Annotated in this window: 16 protein-coding genes; 8 read left to right on the forward strand and 8 right to left on the reverse strand. The window is 72.4% G+C overall.

The annotated features are described in order from the left end of the window. The first annotated feature begins 13 nt into the window (after positions 1 to 13). Positions 14 to 1285, forward strand: coding sequence for an MFS transporter (locus tag ABZ840_RS01215; protein WP_361551299.1), 1272 nt, complete (start codon positions 14 to 16; stop codon positions 1283 to 1285). An 82-nt stretch (positions 1286 to 1367) separates the two neighbouring features. Here the strand turns inward: ABZ840_RS01215 and eno are convergent, their stop codons facing one another. Continuing rightward, a complete protein-coding gene (eno, locus tag ABZ840_RS01220) occupies positions 1368 to 2651 on the reverse strand; it encodes a phosphopyruvate hydratase (protein WP_361551302.1) in 1284 nt (427 codons plus the stop codon). Positions 2652 to 2817: 166 nt separating this feature from the next. On the opposite strand from eno, the gene ABZ840_RS01225 reads away from it, so the two are divergent. After that, complete coding sequence (locus ABZ840_RS01225) at positions 2818 to 3240, forward strand: MarR family transcriptional regulator (protein ID WP_361551305.1); 423 nt, start codon at positions 2818 to 2820, stop codon at positions 3238 to 3240. A gap of 125 nt (positions 3241 to 3365) precedes the next feature. Here ABZ840_RS01225 and ABZ840_RS01230 read toward each other — a convergent pair whose 3' ends face one another. The 3 genes from ABZ840_RS01230 to ABZ840_RS01240 form a co-directional block, all read right to left on the reverse strand. Next, positions 3366 to 4637: an aminotransferase class I/II-fold pyridoxal phosphate-dependent enzyme gene (locus ABZ840_RS01230; RefSeq protein WP_361551308.1), complete on the reverse strand. Its 1272-nt coding sequence runs from the start codon at positions 4635 to 4637 to the stop codon at positions 3366 to 3368. Positions 4638 to 4803: 166 nt separating this feature from the next. Beyond that, entirely contained in the window at positions 4804 to 5457 is a 654-nt protein-coding gene (locus tag ABZ840_RS01235) for a response regulator transcription factor (protein WP_361551311.1), read from the reverse strand. A gap of 31 nt (positions 5458 to 5488) precedes the next feature. Further along, complete coding sequence (locus tag ABZ840_RS01240) at positions 5489 to 6643, reverse strand: sensor histidine kinase (RefSeq protein ID WP_361552317.1); 1155 nt, start codon at positions 6641 to 6643, stop codon at positions 5489 to 5491. 291 nt (positions 6644 to 6934) lie between these two features. Between ABZ840_RS01240 and ABZ840_RS01245 the strand changes: the two genes are divergently transcribed. Continuing rightward, complete coding sequence (locus ABZ840_RS01245) at positions 6935 to 7492, forward strand: heme-binding protein (RefSeq protein ID WP_361552320.1); 558 nt, start codon at positions 6935 to 6937, stop codon at positions 7490 to 7492. A gap of 64 nt (positions 7493 to 7556) precedes the next feature. Here the strand turns inward: ABZ840_RS01245 and ABZ840_RS01250 are convergent, their stop codons facing one another. Both ABZ840_RS01250 and ABZ840_RS01255 read right to left on the reverse strand, forming a co-directional pair. Continuing rightward, a complete protein-coding gene (locus ABZ840_RS01250; protein WP_361551314.1) occupies positions 7557 to 8081 on the reverse strand; it encodes a nucleoside deaminase in 525 nt (174 codons plus the stop codon). A 159-nt stretch (positions 8082 to 8240) separates the two neighbouring features. Next, positions 8241 to 8873: a GntR family transcriptional regulator gene (locus ABZ840_RS01255; protein WP_361552323.1), complete on the reverse strand. Its 633-nt coding sequence runs from the start codon at positions 8871 to 8873 to the stop codon at positions 8241 to 8243. A gap of 600 nt (positions 8874 to 9473) precedes the next feature. Between ABZ840_RS01255 and ABZ840_RS01260 the strand changes: the two genes are divergently transcribed. After that, positions 9474 to 10055: an ankyrin repeat domain-containing protein gene (locus tag ABZ840_RS01260; protein WP_361552326.1), complete on the forward strand. Its 582-nt coding sequence runs from the start codon at positions 9474 to 9476 to the stop codon at positions 10053 to 10055. 100 nt (positions 10056 to 10155) lie between these two features. Here ABZ840_RS01260 and ABZ840_RS01265 read toward each other — a convergent pair whose 3' ends face one another. Then, a complete protein-coding gene (locus ABZ840_RS01265) occupies positions 10156 to 10653 on the reverse strand; it encodes a nucleoside deaminase (RefSeq protein ID WP_361551317.1) in 498 nt (165 codons plus the stop codon). 143 nt (positions 10654 to 10796) lie between these two features. Here ABZ840_RS01265 and cynR point away from each other — a divergent pair, with 143 nt between their 5' ends. Continuing rightward, positions 10797 to 11711 carry a transcriptional regulator CynR gene (cynR, locus tag ABZ840_RS01270; RefSeq protein ID WP_361551320.1) on the forward strand — a complete coding sequence of 305 codons (915 nt, stop codon included), beginning with the start codon at positions 10797 to 10799 and terminating at the stop codon, positions 11709 to 11711. Between the two features lie 122 nt (positions 11712 to 11833). Further along, positions 11834 to 12667 carry an NAD(P)H-binding protein gene (locus tag ABZ840_RS01275; RefSeq protein WP_361551323.1) on the forward strand — a complete coding sequence of 278 codons (834 nt, stop codon included), beginning with the start codon at positions 11834 to 11836 and terminating at the stop codon, positions 12665 to 12667. 30 nt (positions 12668 to 12697) lie between these two features. On the opposite strand, the gene ABZ840_RS01280 is transcribed toward ABZ840_RS01275, so the two are convergent. Further along, the gene (locus ABZ840_RS01280; RefSeq protein WP_361551326.1) at positions 12698 to 14011 is read right to left on the reverse strand and encodes a multidrug effflux MFS transporter; all 1314 of its coding nucleotides are present in this window, start codon (positions 14009 to 14011) and stop codon (positions 12698 to 12700) included. A 77-nt stretch (positions 14012 to 14088) separates the two neighbouring features. Here ABZ840_RS01280 and ABZ840_RS01285 point away from each other — a divergent pair, with 77 nt between their 5' ends. Next, complete coding sequence (locus tag ABZ840_RS01285; RefSeq protein ID WP_361551329.1) at positions 14089 to 14628, forward strand: MarR family transcriptional regulator; 540 nt, start codon at positions 14089 to 14091, stop codon at positions 14626 to 14628. A gap of 29 nt (positions 14629 to 14657) precedes the next feature. After that, on the forward strand, positions 14658 to 15407 hold the full coding sequence (locus ABZ840_RS01290) for an Asp/Glu racemase (protein ID WP_361551332.1): 750 nt from the start codon (positions 14658 to 14660) through the stop codon (positions 15405 to 15407). The last annotated feature ends 156 nt before the right edge of the window (positions 15408 to 15563 follow it).

Raw genomic sequence — 15563 nt, forward strand, 5'->3', positions numbered from 1 at the left:
ATAGGTTCGCCGCATGGAGAGATCTCTGCGGTACGGCCGAGTGGCCACCTTCGCCTACTTCGCCCTGAACGGCTTTCTCCTGGGCATGTGGATCGTCCACATCCCCACGATCGAGCAGCGGACGGGGATCAGCCACGCGGTGCTGGGCTGGCTCCTGCTCCTGCTCGGCCTGGGAGCCTTCGCGGGCATGCAGATAGCCGGGCCGCTCACCGATCGGCTCGGCGCGCGGACCGTTGTGCCACTCAGCGCCACCCTGTGCAGCGCGGCCGTCGTCCTGCCGGGCCTGGCCGGCAGCGCCTGGGCGCTCGCCGGCGCCCTGCTGCTGCTCGGGCTCGGCAACGGCTGCCTCGACGTGAGCATGAATGCGCATGCCGTGCAGGTCGAGCGGGGGTACGGCCGCCCCGTGATGTCCGCCTTCCACGCCACCTTCTCCATCGGCGGCGTCCTCGCGGCGCTCATCGGTGCCCGCACGCTGAGCTGGGGCTGGAGCCCCGCGGCCACCCTCGGCGGGGTGGCACTGTTCGGCATTGTCGCGGCCGGTGCCGCGACCGGCGGACTGTTGCGGCCGGAGCGCACCGGGCCCAGCGCCGCCGCCGGGGCGGACGCTGCCGGGACGGCTTCGGACGCCGGGACGGCTGCTGCCGGCACCGGGCCGACTTCCGGCACCCAGGCGGCTTCGCGCACCGATACGCCGCGCCGCGCCCGGACGCCGCGGCGTATCTGGTTCATGGCCGTGCTCGCGCTGATGCTGATGCTCTGCGAGGGGGTGGCCAACGACTGGAGCGTGCTGCATCTCAAGGACGTACTGGACGCGCCGGCCGCCACCGCGGCCTTCGCGTACGGCGCCTTCGCCACCGCCATGACCGTCGGCCGGTTCCTCGCGGACCGGGTGGCGGGCCGGTTCGGCGCGGTGGCCGTGCTCCGCTACGGCGCCGCGCTCGGCGGGATCGGCCTGACGGTGGCGGCGCTCTCGCCGTGGGTGCCGCTCGCGCTGGTGGGCTGGGCCGTCTTCGGGACCGGCCTGTCCGGCTGCATCCCGCAGCTGTTCAGCGCGGCGGGCCACGCCGACCAGGACGCGGCCGGGGTGAACGTCTCACGCGTGGCCGGGCTCGGCTACCTCGGCATGCTCGCCGGGCCCGCGGTCATCGGGCCGCTGACCCACCTCGCCCCGCTCAACCTCACGTTCCTGCTGCCCGCCGCCCTGTGCGCGGTCGCCGCCTGCACCGCCGCCGTACTGCGCACCCCGGCCCCGGCCGCCGTCCACGCGCAGGCCGACGCGGCGTGACCACCACCGCGTCGGCCTCCGTCAATGACGGAGCACGGAAATGACGAAGCACGGAACCGTACGCTCCGCCGCCGGTCGGGCGTTAGTGGCGCAGTCGCAGCGCCTCCGTACCCGCGTACTGGGCGCTGTCGCCCAACTCCTCCTCGATACGGATGAGTTGGTTGTACTTGGCGGTGCGGTCGGAGCGGGACAGTGATCCGGTCTTGATCTGGCCGCAGCCCGTGGCCACCGCCAGGTCCGCGATCGTCGTGTCCTCCGTCTCTCCCGAGCGGTGCGACATGACGACGGTGTAGCCCGCGCGGTGGGCGGCGTTGACGGTGGCCAGGGCCTCCGTCAGGGTGCCGATCTGATTGACCTTCACCAGGACCGAGTTGGCGACGCCGGAGCCTATCCCCTCGCGCAGGAGGGTCTCGTTGGTGCAGAACACGTCGTCGCCGGTGAGCTGGCAGCGCGCACCGACCCGTGCGGTCAGCTCCCGCCACCCCGGCAGGTCGTCCTCGGCCATCGGGTCCTCGATCGACACGATGGGGTACGCGTCGATCAGCTTGGCCAGGTAGTCGGCGTTTTCGGCGGGCGTGCGCCGCACCCCTTCCCCGCTGTAGTCGTAGACGCCCTCGCGGAAGAACTCGGACGACGCCGGGTCCATCACCAGGCCGATGTCCGTGCCCGGCCGGTAGCCCGTGCGCTCGACGGCGGCCACCACGAAGTCGAGGGCCTCCTCGGCGGTACGCAGGGCCGGTGCGAAGCCGCCCTCGTCGCCCACGCCCGTGGAGTGCCCGGCGGCGAGGAGGTCGCGGCGCAGGGTGTGGAAGATCTCGGACCCCATCCGCACGGCCTCGGCGAAGGTCTCCGCGCCGATCGGGGCGATCATGAACTCCTGGAAGTCCAGGGGATTGTCGGCGTGCGCGCCCCCGTTGACGATGTTCATCATCGGTACGGGCAGCAGCCGGGCGTCGGAGCCGCCGAGGTAGCGGTAGAGCGGCAGGCGGTGCGCTGCGGCCGCGGCCTTGGCGGCGGCCAGAGAGACTCCGAGGATCGCGTTGGCGCCGAGCCGGGACTTGGCGGGGGTGCCGTCCGTGGCGGCGAGCACGGCGTCGAGGCCGGCCTGATCCTCGGCCTCGCGGCCGGTGACGGCGACTGCCAGCTCCGTGTTGACGTGGCGTACCGCCTGGTCGACGCCCTTGCCGTGCCAGCGTGCGGGGTCGCCGTCGCGGAGTTCGACGGCCTCGCGGGCGCCGGTCGAAGCGCCGGAGGGGACCGCGGCCCGGCCGATGGATCCGTCCGCCAGTTCCACATCCACTTCGACGGTGGGGTTGCCCCTGCTGTCGAGGACGCTGCGGCCGGTGACGGAGGTGATGGCTGTCATGGGAGCCCTTCCCGTTGTCGCATGCCGGGGTTCGGCTGCGGCGACGGTGGCGCGGAACCCGGCGCAGCGCACTCTACAGCAATGCTGTGCAGTTGTGCTGTTTAGCTGTGCTGTTCAGTCTTGCTGCGCAGTTCTGCTGTGCAGCCGTGCTGCGTTAAAATTCGGTATGCCTCTTCCGGAATCCGCCGCCGTCGCGGCCGAACTGCGCACTGCGATGGGAAAGCTCACGCGGCGCGTGAAGCTGGAGGACCAGATGCCGCTCGGCCAGGTGGCCGTCCTTGGCGCGCTGGACCGCAGCGGTGCGATGACGACGAGCGAACTGGCGACCGATCAGCGGGTGCGCCCGCAGTCCATGGCCCGAGCCGTTGGACTCCTCATGGAGCAGGGGCTGATCACGCGTCGGGCGCATCCGACCGACGGCCGCAAGAGCCTGGTCGAGCTCTCCCCAGCGGGGCAGACACTGCTGGAGGAGGAGCGGGGACGCCGGGCGGACTGGCTTGCGCGCGCCATTGACGCGGAGCTCACCGGCGAAGAGCGGGAGTTGCTCGCGCGGGGAATCGGGCTGGTGGAGAGGCTCGCGGCGCACTAGCACCGGGGCACCGGCCACGCTTCCTGGCCTAAATGAACTGCGGGGCTGCGCCCTCCGAAGAACGCAGCCCCGCAGGACTGTGGAGGACGCAGCCCCGCAGGACTGCCAGTAGTGGCGGGAACGGCTCAGGCGGCGCGCTGCTCGTAGCCGACCAGGCGGACGCAGGTGGCGAGGCCCTCGATCGCCTGCTCCAGTTCGGCCGGGCTCGGGTAGCTGGGGGCGATCCGGATGACCGCGTCGCGCGGGTCGTTGCCGTACGGGTGGGTGGCGCCGGCCGGGGTCAGCACGATGCCGGCCTCGGCGGCGCGGCGTACGACCTCCTTGGCGCAGCCGTCCGGGACGTCGAGGGTCACGAAGTAGCCGCCCTTGGGGGACGTCCAGGTCGCGAGGCCCGTGCCGCCGAGCTCGGCCTCCAGGATCCGCGCGACCGCCTCGAACTTGGGCTGAAGCAGGGCGCGCTGGCGCTCCATGTGGGCCCGCACCCCGTCGGCGTCGCGCAGGAACAGCACGTGGCGCAGCTGGTTGATCTTGTCCGGGCCGATCGACCGCTTGGAGTTGTTGGCCAGGAGCCACCGCACGTTCTCCGGCGACGAGCCGAAGAAGGCGACGCCCGCACCCGCCGCGGTGATCTTCGAGGTGGAGCCGAAGACGAAGGCCCGGTCGGGATTGCCGGCCTCGGCGCAGGCCGCGAGCAGGTCGGCGATCTCGACGGGCTCGTCGGTGAGGTGGTGTGCGGCGTACGCGTTGTCCCAGAAGATCCGGAAGTCGGGGGCCGCGGTCGGCATGGCGGCGAGCCGGGCCACGGTCGCGTCGCTGTAGCTGTCACCGGTGGGGTTGCTGTACTTCGGTACGCACCAGATGCCCTTGATCGCGGGGTCCTCGGCGACGAGCCGCTCCACGACATCCATGTCCGGGCCCTCGGGCGTCATCGGCACCGTGATCATGTCGATCCCGAACCGCTCGCAGAGCGAGAAGTGCCGGTCGTAACCGGGCACCGGGCACAGGAACGCGATGCGCTCCTGGTCCGCCCACCGCGACTCCGCACCGGGGACCACGCCCAGCAGGGCGTGCACGAGGCAGTCGTGCATCAGCTCCAGGCTGGAGTTGCCGAGCGCGAGCAGCTGCGCGGCCGGCACCCCCAGCACCTCGGCGAATATCTCGCGCAGCTCCGGCAGGCCCTGCAGACCGCCGTAGTTGCGTACGTCCGTGCCGTCGGCCGCGGTGTGCTGCCCGCTGCCGGGCAGGCTGAGCAGGCCCTCGGCGAGGTCGAGCTGCTCCGGCGCGGGCTTGCCGCGGGTGAGGTCGAGCGAGAGCCCGCGTCCGACGAGGTCCTGGTAGTCCTGGCGGGCACGGTCGAGAAGGCCGGTCAGGGCGTCGGGGCTGAGCTCGGTGGTCATACGGTGTCCTCTCCCGGGTGGCGCGCTTGCTCACGGTGCGTGATCTTCGGCGGATGACGCCTGCCGAGGATACAAAGCCGGACGTCGGACGGCCGTGGCGGCCGTCACCCGCACCGTGTCCGGAGACCTGTGACCGGTAATCGGCGTGCCGGGTCGCTCCCGCGGCTCAGGGCAGCAAGCGCTGTTCCTTGGCGACCGCGACCGCGCCGGCCCGGGTGTCGACGCCGAGCTTGTCGTAGATGCGGCCGAGATGCGTCTTCACGGTGGCCTCGCTGATGAACAACGTGCGCGCGATGTCGCGATTGCCCAGGCCGTGGGCGAGCTGGCCGAGGATGTCCAGCTCGCGTGCGGTGAGGGAGGGGCGCGGGCTGCGCATACGGGCCATGACCCGGCCCGCGACGGGCGGCGACAGCGCGGTGCGGCCCTGCGCGGCGGAGTGGATCGCGGCGAACAGTTCCTCGGGCCGTTCGGCCTTGAGGAGATAGCCGGTGGCGCCGGCCTCGATGGCGCGGGTGATGTCCGCGTCGGTGTCGTAGGTGGTGAGCACCAGCACGTACGGGGCGCCGTCCTGGAGCGCTGTGATGCGGCGGGTGGCCTCGACGCCGTCGATGCCGGGGCCGAGCTGGAGATCCATGAGGACCACGTCCGGTACGAGCTTCGCAGCCAGCGCGACCGCCTCCTCGCCGCTGCCGGCCTCGCCGACGACCTCGATGTCCGGCGCACTGCCCAGCAGAGCGAGCAGCCCGGCGCGTACGACGGCGTGGTCGTCGCAGATCAGCAGCCGTACGGGGGCCGGGGTGGCGCAGGGCGACGTACTCACGGGTGCTCCGGAGGGTTCAGGGGTCAGGGGCTCAAGGGGTCATGGGGTTCAGTGGGATCGAGGCGGAGAGGACAGTGCCCTCGCCGGGGGCCGACTCGATGGTCAGGGTGCCGCCCGCCTGGCGCAGCCGGGCGCGGATGGCGGGCAGGCCGTGCCCCCGCAGGTCGTGGCGGCCGGCGGCGGAGTCGGAGGTGGCAGCGGGGTCGAAGCCCCGGCCGTCGTCCGCGACGTCGAGCACGATCTGGTCGTCCAGGCAGGTCAGGGTGAGGGTGGCGGTCGTCGCACGGGCGTGCTCGCGGACGTTGGCCAGGGCGCCCTGGGCGATGCGCAGCACGGTTGCCTCGACCCGGTCGGGCAGCGCGGTGGGCGTGCCTTCGATGTGGCAGCGCACGGTCAGCGCGTCCGTGCTCTCCCGGGTGGCGAGCGTGCGCAGCGCTTCGGTGAGGGAGCCGCCGTCGGCCAGGTCGGCCGGTGCCAGGTCGTGGACGAAGCGCCGGGCCTCGGCGAGGTTGCGTTCGGCCACCGCGGCGGCCGAGCGGACATGGCCGCGGGCCTGTTCCGCGTCCGAGAGCCAGATCCGGTCGGCGGCCTGGAGAAGCATGCGCTGGCTGGAGAGGCCCTGGGCGAGCGTGTCGTGGATCTCCATCGCGAGCCGCTGGCGCTCGGCGAGGGTGCCTTCGCGGCGTTCGGTGGCGGCCAGGTCGCGCCGCGTGCGGACGAGATCGTCGATCAGCGCGCGCTGGCGGGCCGACTGCCGCTGCATGTGGACGAAGACGGCGGTGGCGACAGCGGCCACGGCCGGCGGCGCGAGCAGCAGGTTCGGGTCGGCCCAGCCGGCCAGCTTCAGCTGGGCCGCGACGACGAAGACGGTGAGCAGCGCGACCAGGGCGACGGCGGCGCGCGGCGGCAGCGTACGCAGCCCCGTGTACAGCAGCGGCACCGCGCACCACGCGAAGCTCGGCGCGAGCACCACCAGGACCACCCAGACCCCGACGACGAGGGTAAGCCAGGTCAGCCGGGTCAGCCTGCGGGGCGTGAGCCGGCCCCGCAGCGCCGGTACGAGGACGTACAGCACAGCCAGTACGGCCGACAGCGCGATGATCCACGGCGTACGCGGCTCTCCCGGGTGCCGGACCAGGAACCGGACCAGCGAGGCGCCGAGCAGCACGAAGAACGCGGCGTGCATGACGGTGCCGAGCCAGCCGGCGTCGGGATCGGCCACGGTGTGCTGCCGGTGCGGTACCGCCACCTCCGGGCCTCCTTCCAGCAGGTCCCACGCCCGCGCGGACGTGGCGTACGTCCAGGGTGGCCCCGCGGGGGCGGGTGCGGGGTCAACCGATCGGATGACCCCGGCGTCGTCCGGTCCGCCCGGTGGGTGGAGCCGGTGGGCCGACGCCCTGCCGCCGGTCCCGGACCCAGGATGGATCACGTCACCGGACATCACACACCACACTCTGGAGTCGTTCTCATGAAGCACGTGAAGAAGGTCTCGAAGCGCACCCGTCTGGTCGCCGGTACGGCCGTCGCCGCCGCGCTGGTCGCCGGTACGGCCGGTGCCGTCTCGGCCCAGGCCTCCCCCGCCGCTGACCAGGCCGGTGCCGCCGCGAAGACCGAAGCGAACAGCGGTGGGCTGGTCAACTCCACCCACCTGGGCATCGACACCGCCGTGCAGGCGGCGCAGGGCGCGCTGAAGGCAGCGAAGAAGGAGAACCAGCGGGTGTCCGTCGCGGTCGTCGACCGCAACGGCAACACCCTGGTCACCCTGCGCGGTGACGGTGCGGGCCCGCAGTCCTACGAGGCGGCCGAGAAGAAGGCCTTCACCGCGGTCTCCTGGAACGCGCCCACCTCCGAGCTGACCAAGCGCCTGGAGTCCGCGCCGACCCTCAAGGACATCCCCGGGACGCTGTTCCTCGCGGGCGGCACCCCCGTCGCCGCGAAGGGCGCCCCGGTGGCGGGCATCGGTGTCGCGGGGGCGCCCAGCGGCGACCTGGACGAGAAGTTCGCCAAGGCCGGGGCCGCGGCCATCGCCGAGTAGGCGAGTACCGCCGTCGCCGAGTGAGCCAGTGCCGCGTCCGGGCCGTGCCACCGGAACGGGCGCGTCAGCCGGCGGCCTGCGGGCCCGTACGCCGCATGGTCCGGAAGCGGTGGTGCAGTTCACGCATCCGGCCGGCCAGGCCGGGTGCGGGCCCCTGGACCGGCAGGCCGGGTACGACGTCCTCGATGGGGAGGCACCGTACCGGGCCGTCCGGTACGCCCAACTCCGCCAGCCAGTCAGCGAGTTGGGCCGCGGAGTGGGCGTACACGATGCGCCCCAGGCCGAGCCAGCCGTGCGCGGCGGAACACATGGGGCAGTGTTCCCCTGAGGTGTAGACCGTGGCCGCGGCACGCTGCTGCGGCGTGAGGTGGGCCCGCGCCCAGTGGGCCAGCTCGATTTCCGGGTGCTTGGTGGCGTCATCGAGGCTGTGCACCCGGTTGCGGTCCTCCGCCAGGACCTCACCGTCGGCACTGACGAGCAGCGAACCGAACGGCTCGTCCCCCGCCCGCAGCGCCTCCTCCGCGAGCTGGACGCACCGCTCCAGGTGCCGGAGGTCGGTCTCGGAGAGGTCTGTTCGGGTGTGCGTCATGGCGGTGGCTGCTCCTCGGTCGGTGGACGATCGCTACTCTGCCCGACCCGCGCCGACAGCGTCCAAGACGCACCGGCAATGGCGGCCATCGATGCCGTCCATGGCTGCCGCGGTATGGACGTCGGCTGCCACGATGACGACATCGTCGCGGGGGGGCACTCACACCGAGACAGCGCGGAGGGCGGCCGTCCGGCTGTCCCGTACGTGGACGAGCGTCAGCGCCGCCGCGGCGTCCGCGTCCCCGGCGGCGATCCGCTCGTACATGGCGCGGTGCTGCACGCGCATGTGGTCCGGCTCCGAGTTGAGCCCGAACAGCAGCCGCAGCTGCCAGCTGAGTCGCGCCATCGTGCGCGCCAGCAAAGGGTTGCCCGACAGCGCCACGATCCCGTCGTGGAACGCGGTATTGGCCACCACCTCCAGCCCCGGCTCCCCGCCGGCCGCCGCCGTCTCCGCCCGCTCCAGGGCGGACCGCAGCCCCGCCAGCAGCGGCGGCTCGTCCGGCGCCGCGCCCGCCACCCGGCGGGCGGCCAGCCGCGACGCCTGAATGGCCAGCGGCTCCCACACCTCGTAGAGGTGCTCCACGTCCGTACGGTCCAGCCGCCGCACCCGTACGCCGCTGTGCGGCAGCAGCTCCAGCAGGCCCTCGGCGACCAGCCCGCGCAGCGCCTCCCGCACCGGGACCCGCGACATGCGCAGCTCCTCCGCCACTTCGCGCTCCACCACACGGGCGCCCTGCGGGTAACGGCCGTCGATGACACGCTCGCGGATGGCGTCGCGCGCGCGTTCGCTCAAGGGAACGCGTTCGGGCTCCGCCGCTGCCGGCCGTTCGCCGTCGGCCCGCCGGCCGGTTCGTGCCGCCACGTTCGTATCCCTCGCCCTTCGCGGTACCCGGCTGCCTCTTCCCCCGAGCCGGTCACCCCGCAACGATATGCCGCCCTCGGCACACCGTGAGCGTACGGGCCCGTGTGCGCATCAGCCGATCGGCCGACCCGGCCGTCCTCCCGTACGCCGGGCACGACCAGCCGCTCCGCCAATCCGCCGGAGGGGCGGAGGGGGCGAGGATGAACGCACCGCACCGCAACGCAACGCACCGAAGCGATCCGGGTCAGCCCACCGCTCAAGGAGGCACACCACACCATGTACCGAGGGACAGGAACAGGGGCAGGGGCAGAGGCAGGGATGGCGAAGCGCATCGCAGGGGGGCGACGCAAGCGCCGTGCCGCCGTCGTTGCCGGCGCCCTGCTCAGTGGGGTGGCGCTGCTCGCGGGGTGCGCGTCGCCGCCCGAGGACGACAAGGCCGGGCATCACAAGCCGACGGCCGCGGGGACGTCCCCTTCGTCCGCCGACTCCGCTTCGCCCCGGCGGTCCCCCGGCCCGGCGGCCGACCGCGCGCTGCTCAAGGCCGCCCGGACGGGCGACGCGCCGGCCGTGCGCGCGGCCCTCGACCGCGGTGCCCGCGTCGAAGCGCGCGACGCCAAGCGCCGCACATCACTGCTGCTCGCCGCGACCGGGGATCACATCGAGGCGGCCGAGGCGCTGGTCGAGGCGGGCGCAGACCCCGACGCACTGGACTGGCGGCACGACACCCCGTGGCTCGTGACGGGGGTGACCGGCAGTGTGAAGATGGCACGGGTGCTGGCGGCGGCCGAGCCCGACTACACCCTCGTCAATCGCTACGGCGGCACCTCCCTGATCCCGGCGTCCGAACGCGGTCACGCCGACTACGTGCGCGAAGTGCTGACCAACCCCGACATCCGTATCGACGTCGACCACGTCAACCGCCTCGGCTGGACCGCGCTGCTGGAGGCCGTCATCCTCGGCGACGGCGGCCGGGACCACCAACGGGTGGTCGAACTGCTCCTGGACGCGGGAGCCGATCCCGGCCTCGCCGACAAGAAGGGAGTGACCGCCCGGCAGCATGCCGAGAACCGTGGCTTCACGGCCCTCGCGCGTCTGCTGCCCGCGCGCGGCTGAGGCAGTGCGGGCACCATGCGCGCGGCGGACCGGCCGGCGGTCACTCGGTGGGTAACCCCGTCACGCGGAGGAGGCGCCCGTCACACGGTGGGAACGCCCGTCACGCGGTAGGAACGCCCGTGACGCGGCCCTCGCCGCCGTTGTGCTGCTGCCAGACCTTGTACACCTCGACGGCGTCCTCGCGGGGCTCGTACCGCATCGGCAGCCGCCGCTCGTCCCAGTTCTTGGCGAACTCGCCGTAGAACGTGGCGAGTTCGAAGTACTTGCGGTCGTCCACGTAGTGCGGCTCGTAGGCCTCGCGGGTGGTGAGGAAGACGACCTCGTCCGGGCTGCAGTAGTACAGCGCGCCCAGGCACATCGGGCAGGGCTGCGCGAGGACGTAGATGACGGTGCCCGTCAGGTGCTCGGTGCCCAGCTTGGTGCAGGCCTCGCGAATGGCGAGGACCTCCGCGTGGGCGGTGGGGTCGTTGGTCTGCGCGACGCGGTTGGGGCTCTCGGCCAGGATCTCGCCGTCCTTGACGATGACGGTCGCGAACGGGCGGCCGCCCTCCTCGACGTTCCGGCGGGCGATGTCGATGGTGCGCTGCTCGAAGTCCATGAGGGTCCTCCGGGGTGGTGGAATGGGGATGTCGGACTCTTTTCACTGTGCATGAGCAGCAGCTATAGCGTCCAAGACGCGCCGCGCATCACTGCTATCGATGACACCTATACATCCGTCCGGCTGGCCTATAGTGAGCCGCCATGAGGCCGGAACTGCGTCATCTGCGCTATCTGCTCGCCGTCGCCGAGCACGCCAACTACACCCGCGCGGCGGAAGAGCTGCACATCTCCCAGCCCACCCTCTCCCAGCAGATCAAGCAGCTGGAGCAGGCGCTCGGCGCACAGCTGCTGGACCGCACGGGCCGCACCGTACGGCTGACCGACGCAGGGACCGCGTACGTCCACTACGCACGGCGCGCCCTGCGCGATCTCGCGGCGGGCGAGCGGGCGGTGCTCGACGTGCAGGACCTCTCGCGCGGTCACCTGCGGCTGGCGGTGACGCCGACGTTCACCGCCTACCTGACCGGCCCGCTCGTCGCCGGCTTCCACGCGGCGCATCCCGGCATCACACTGAACGTGCAGGAGATGACGCAGGATCGCATCGAGGCCGAGCTGCTGGCCGACCGCCTCGACCTCGGCATCGGCTTCACCACCGCGGATCCGCCGGGGTCGCACCTGCCGGGGATCAGTGCGGCGACGCTGTTCACCGAGACGCTCAGCCTCGTCGTCGGGCCCGAACACCCCGACGCCGGGCATCAGGGTCCGCTCCCGGTGCGCGCACTGCACGACCGGCACCTGGTCCTGCTCAGTGCGGAGTTCGCGACCCGCCGGCAGATCGACGCACACTTCGCGGAGCACCGGGTCCGCCCGTACATCGCGGTGGAGGTGAACTCCCTCAACGCGCTCACCGAGATCGTCCGGCGCACCCCGCTCGCCACAGTCCTGCCCGACGCGATCACCCGTGAGCACGCCCGCCTCTCCCCCGTCCCCCTCACGCCCGCGCTCCCCTCCCGTACGGCCGCCCTGCTCCGCCGCGAGACCCCCTACCAGAGCGCGGCAGCCCGCGCCTTCACCCAACTCCTCACCCAATGGCCGCCGTCACCCAGCACTCCTTGACCCCACTGCGCACGAGTCCACCCCCACCGCGCACGAGTTGACCTCAACTGCGCTTGAGCTCCTAGCGTTCCCGTCAGCCCGTCAGTGGGACGGGGAACAGCCGAAGACGGGAGAACGTGGTCGTGATTCTTGTGACGGGGGCCACCGGGAACACAGGAAGCGCTCTGCTCGGGGAGTTGCGGGCGTGTGGCGCCGGGCCGGTACGGGGACTCACTCGTGATGCCTCGCGGGCTTCGTTTCCCGACGGGGTCGAGGCCGCGGTGGGCGATCTGGCCGATACGGCTTCGCTGAAATCGGCGCTGGACGGCGTGCGTTCGCTGTTTCTGGTGCCCGGCATGGGGTCGGACGCGGACGTACTCGCCGCCGCTGAGCAGGCGGGGGTGGAGCACGTCGTGCTGGTGTCGTCGATCACCGCGCAGAGCCATCCGCACCTCGGGCCCGCCGAGGCGAACCTGGCCGTCGAGCGGCTGCTCGCGGGCACCGGCATGGCCTGGACGGTGCTCCGGCCGACGCAGTTCGCGTCCAATGCCCTGTGGTGGGCGGCGACGGTCCGCGCCCGGGAGCCGGTCCGGCTGCCGTACGCGGACACCGGGCTGCCGACGATCCATCCCGCGGACATCGCGTCGGTGGCACGGGTGGCGCTCACCGAGCCGGGGCATCGCGGCCGGACGTACGCGCTGACCGGTCCGGAGCGGGTGACGGCCCGGCAGCAGGTGGCGGCGATCGGTGCGGTGCTGGGTCGGGAGGTGCCGGTCGTCGAGGTCGGCCGGGCCGAGGCGCACCGGCAGTTGGCCGCGTTCATGGGCGACGAGTCCGCGGATGCGGTGCTCGACGTGACCGGTGGGGACATGAACGAGGAGTTGCTGCGGGTGCGCGACACGGTGTCGCGGGTCACCGGGGCCCCGGCCAGGACGTTCCGCCAGTGGGTCACGGAGAACGCCGACGCCTTCCGCTGAGGCATCGGCGGGAGCCGGTACGACGGCGGCTCAGCCCGTGGTCTCGCCGCCCGTGGCTTCGCCGTGGCGTTGCCACGGGCGGACCAGGGCGATCAGGCAGAGGGCCGCCGCGGCCAGTGCGCTCAGCATGATGACGGCCATCGGGGCGGAACTGCCCTCGCCGAAGGCGCCCACCAGCGGCGATGCCGCCGCGCCGAAGAGGAACTGGAGGCCGCCGAGGAGGGCGGAGGCCGCGCCGGGTGCCGCGCGGCCCAGCGTCTGACCGAGGCTCATCGTCGCGGGGAAGGTCATACCGACGCCGCCCAGCGTCAGGAACAGGCAGATCCAGGTGCCGGCCAGGGTGCCGCCGACCGTGGCCAGCAGCAGAACCTGCGCCAGTGCGCCCAGTACCGAGAGGCAGACTCCCGCGGTGAGCAGGGTGTTCAGGGGGACGTGGCGGCGGGCCAGCTTCCCGAAGACCGCGCCGGCGATCAGCATGGCGATGGCGTTGCACGCGAAGATCAGTGAGTAGACCGTGGCGGAGACGCCGTAGAGGTTCTCGAAGACGAAGCTCGACCCGCTGATGTAGGCGAACAGGGCCGCCGCGCTGAAGCCGAGAACGAGCACGTACCCCATGAACGCACGGTTGCCCAGCAGCGTGCCCATCGCGCGGAAGGTGCCGCCGATGCCGCCGCTGTGGCGGCGCTCGGGCGGCAGCGACTCCGGGACCTTGGCCAGCACGGAGAGCAGCAGGATCACGCCGATGACGGCCAGGACGACGAAGACGGCGCGCCAGGTGGAGACGGAGAGGATGGCGCCGCCGACGACGGGCGCCGCGACGGGTGCGACGCCGAGGATCTGGGAGAGCAGGGCGAAGTACCGCGGGATGTCCGGGCCGTGGAAGCGGTCGGTGAGGACCGCGCGGGCCAGCACCATGCCCGCGGCGCCGCACACTCCTTGCAGGAACCGGGCCGCGGTCAGCACCTCGATGTTGGGTGCGACGGCGCAGGCCAGGGAGAGCACGGTGAAGCCGATGCCGCCCCAGATGAGGAGTCGGCGCCGCCCGAGGCCGTCGCTGATCGGGCCCACCAGCACCTGTCCGACGACGAGGCCGGCCAGGCACGCGGTCATGGTGAGCTGGACGGCGGAGCTGCTCGCGTGCAGGGACTCGCCCATGGACGGGAAGCCCGGTACGTACATGTCGATGGCGAGCGGGGCGACGCCGGTGAGCGCGCCGAGGACCGCGATCAGTGCGCCCGCGCGCTTGCGCGGCGGCCCGTCGAGATCGGCGGCAGCGGCCGCGTCGGCGGCGCGCGCGGGCGCGGGCGCGCCGGAGGTACGGGAAGAGGGAGACGGGGATACCATTCAAGAACGGTAACCAATAGTTCACCGGTTTACAAAGTTCCCTGGCTTACCAAGCTCGTCTCCGAAGGAGTGCGTCCGTGCTGCCCCTCCCCCCGTCCGTGGTCCGCGAGCAGTGGTCCGCGCACAACCCCGGCCTGGACACCTCTCCCATGGAGGTGGTGGCGCTGCTCAAACGGATCGTCGCCCTCTTCGACGAGGCGGTGGAGCCGCTCTACGACGGCGCCCCGCTCACCAATCCGGAGCTGGACGTGCTGGTGCCGCTGCGGTACGCGGACGAGCCGGCCATCGCCCGCCGCCTCGCCGACAACATGGGCATCTCCCGGGCCGGCATGAGCAAGGCCCTCGCCAAGCTGGAGAAGCGCGGCTTCATCGAGCGCGCACCCAACCCGGCCGACCGCCGGGCCGCGCTCGTCACCGTCACCCCCGCGGGCAAGGAAGCCATCGACGGCCTCTTCCCGCGCCAGCTCGCCGTGGAAGCCGAACTGCTCACGGGGCTCGGCGAGGACCGGGCCAGGGTCGTGGAGGCGCTGGCGCTGCTCGCCGGAGTCATGGAGCGCCGTCTGTCCGAGGGCCCCATCGCCCCGGACAACAACACCGGGACCACTCCTCCCGAGTGATCGGCGCCGCCCTCCCTGGCCTCGATGTCATGCGAGACGGCGCGGAAGAAGCGAGCACGGCCGGGCGGCGGCGGGTCGGCGTGGTGGCCTCCTTCGACTTCACCCGGCGGGCGGAGTTGTCGCGGTGGGTGCCCGCGGGGGTGACATGCTCGTTGGCCTTCACACGGCCGGTGCCGTACGAGGACAACTGGCAGCTGGCCTCCCGGCTCGGCCGGCCCGGGATGCTCGCGGAGCCGCTGCGGGAGTTGCGACGCTCCGCCGACGGCATGCCGGAGGCCGTGGCGTACCTCTGCACGGCCTGCAGCTTCGCGGGCGGCGTGGCAGGTGAGGCCGCCCTGCGTGCGGGCATGGCGGAGTACGGGGTTCAGCACGCCCTGACGACCAGCGGCGCCGCCGTCGAGGCACTGCGGGCGGTCGGCGCCCGCCGGGCCGCTGTGGTCCATCCGTACCAGGCACCCGTGGACCGCGCGCTGGCCCGCTTTCTGGAAGCGTCCGGCTGTGAAGTGACCGGCCTGACGGCGCTGGGGCTGGCGTCGGTCGGCGAGGTGTACGGCGTCCGCGCCGAGCAGGTCGTGCGGGCGGTGGCCGCGGGTGACCGGCCGGAGGCGGATGCGGTGTTCGTGAGCTGCACCGCTCTGCCGACGTACGACGTTCTGCCGGCCCTTGAGGAGCGTCTCGGCAAGCCCGTCATCAGCGCCAACCAGGCCACCGTCCGGGCACTGTTGCGTGCCGTCGGAGTGCGGGCGTGCGGTGCCGGTCAGCGGCTTCTGGCGCACTGATGACGCGCTGACGGCCGGGAGCCCGAGAGTGACGCGAAGTCCCGCCGCCTGCGGTTAGTTGAACAGTTTTGTTTTGTTCGTTGACATATACCAACAGGAGTCGACAGACTCAGCGCGTTCGGCTGCCCCGTCCCCCTCACGGATCACCGGAAGGCA

The sequence above is a fragment of the Streptomyces sp. NPDC047117 genome (genome assembly GCF_040643545.1).
GTDB lineage: Bacteria > Actinomycetota > Actinomycetes > Streptomycetales > Streptomycetaceae > Streptomyces.

What these genes read in the sequence shown, in the direction of transcription:
- ABZ840_RS01225 (WP_361551305.1), top strand. Translation starts at nt 2,818, where the DNA reads ATGCCTCTTCCGGAATCCGCCGCCGTCGCGGCCGAACTGCGCACTGCG.
- ABZ840_RS01215 (WP_361551299.1), top strand. Translation starts at nt 14, where the DNA reads ATGGAGAGATCTCTGCGGTACGGCCGAGTGGCCACCTTCGCCTACTTC.
- cynR (WP_361551320.1), top strand. Translation starts at nt 10,797, where the DNA reads ATGAGGCCGGAACTGCGTCATCTGCGCTATCTGCTCGCCGTCGCCGAG.
- ABZ840_RS01230 (WP_361551308.1), bottom strand. Translation starts at nt 4,637, where the DNA reads ATGACCACCGAGCTCAGCCCCGACGCCCTGACCGGCCTTCTCGACCGT.
- ABZ840_RS01280 (WP_361551326.1), bottom strand. Translation starts at nt 14,011, where the DNA reads ATGGTATCCCCGTCTCCCTCTTCCCGTACCTCCGGCGCGCCCGCGCCC.
- ABZ840_RS01290 (WP_361551332.1), top strand. Translation starts at nt 14,658, where the DNA reads ATGCGAGACGGCGCGGAAGAAGCGAGCACGGCCGGGCGGCGGCGGGTC.
- ABZ840_RS01250 (WP_361551314.1), bottom strand. Translation starts at nt 8,081, where the DNA reads ATGACGCACACCCGAACAGACCTCTCCGAGACCGACCTCCGGCACCTG.
- eno (WP_361551302.1), bottom strand. Translation starts at nt 2,651, where the DNA reads ATGACAGCCATCACCTCCGTCACCGGCCGCAGCGTCCTCGACAGCAGG.
- ABZ840_RS01265 (WP_361551317.1), bottom strand. Translation starts at nt 10,653, where the DNA reads ATGGACTTCGAGCAGCGCACCATCGACATCGCCCGCCGGAACGTCGAG.
- ABZ840_RS01240 (WP_361552317.1), bottom strand. Translation starts at nt 6,643, where the DNA reads ATGCACGCCGCGTTCTTCGTGCTGCTCGGCGCCTCGCTGGTCCGGTTC.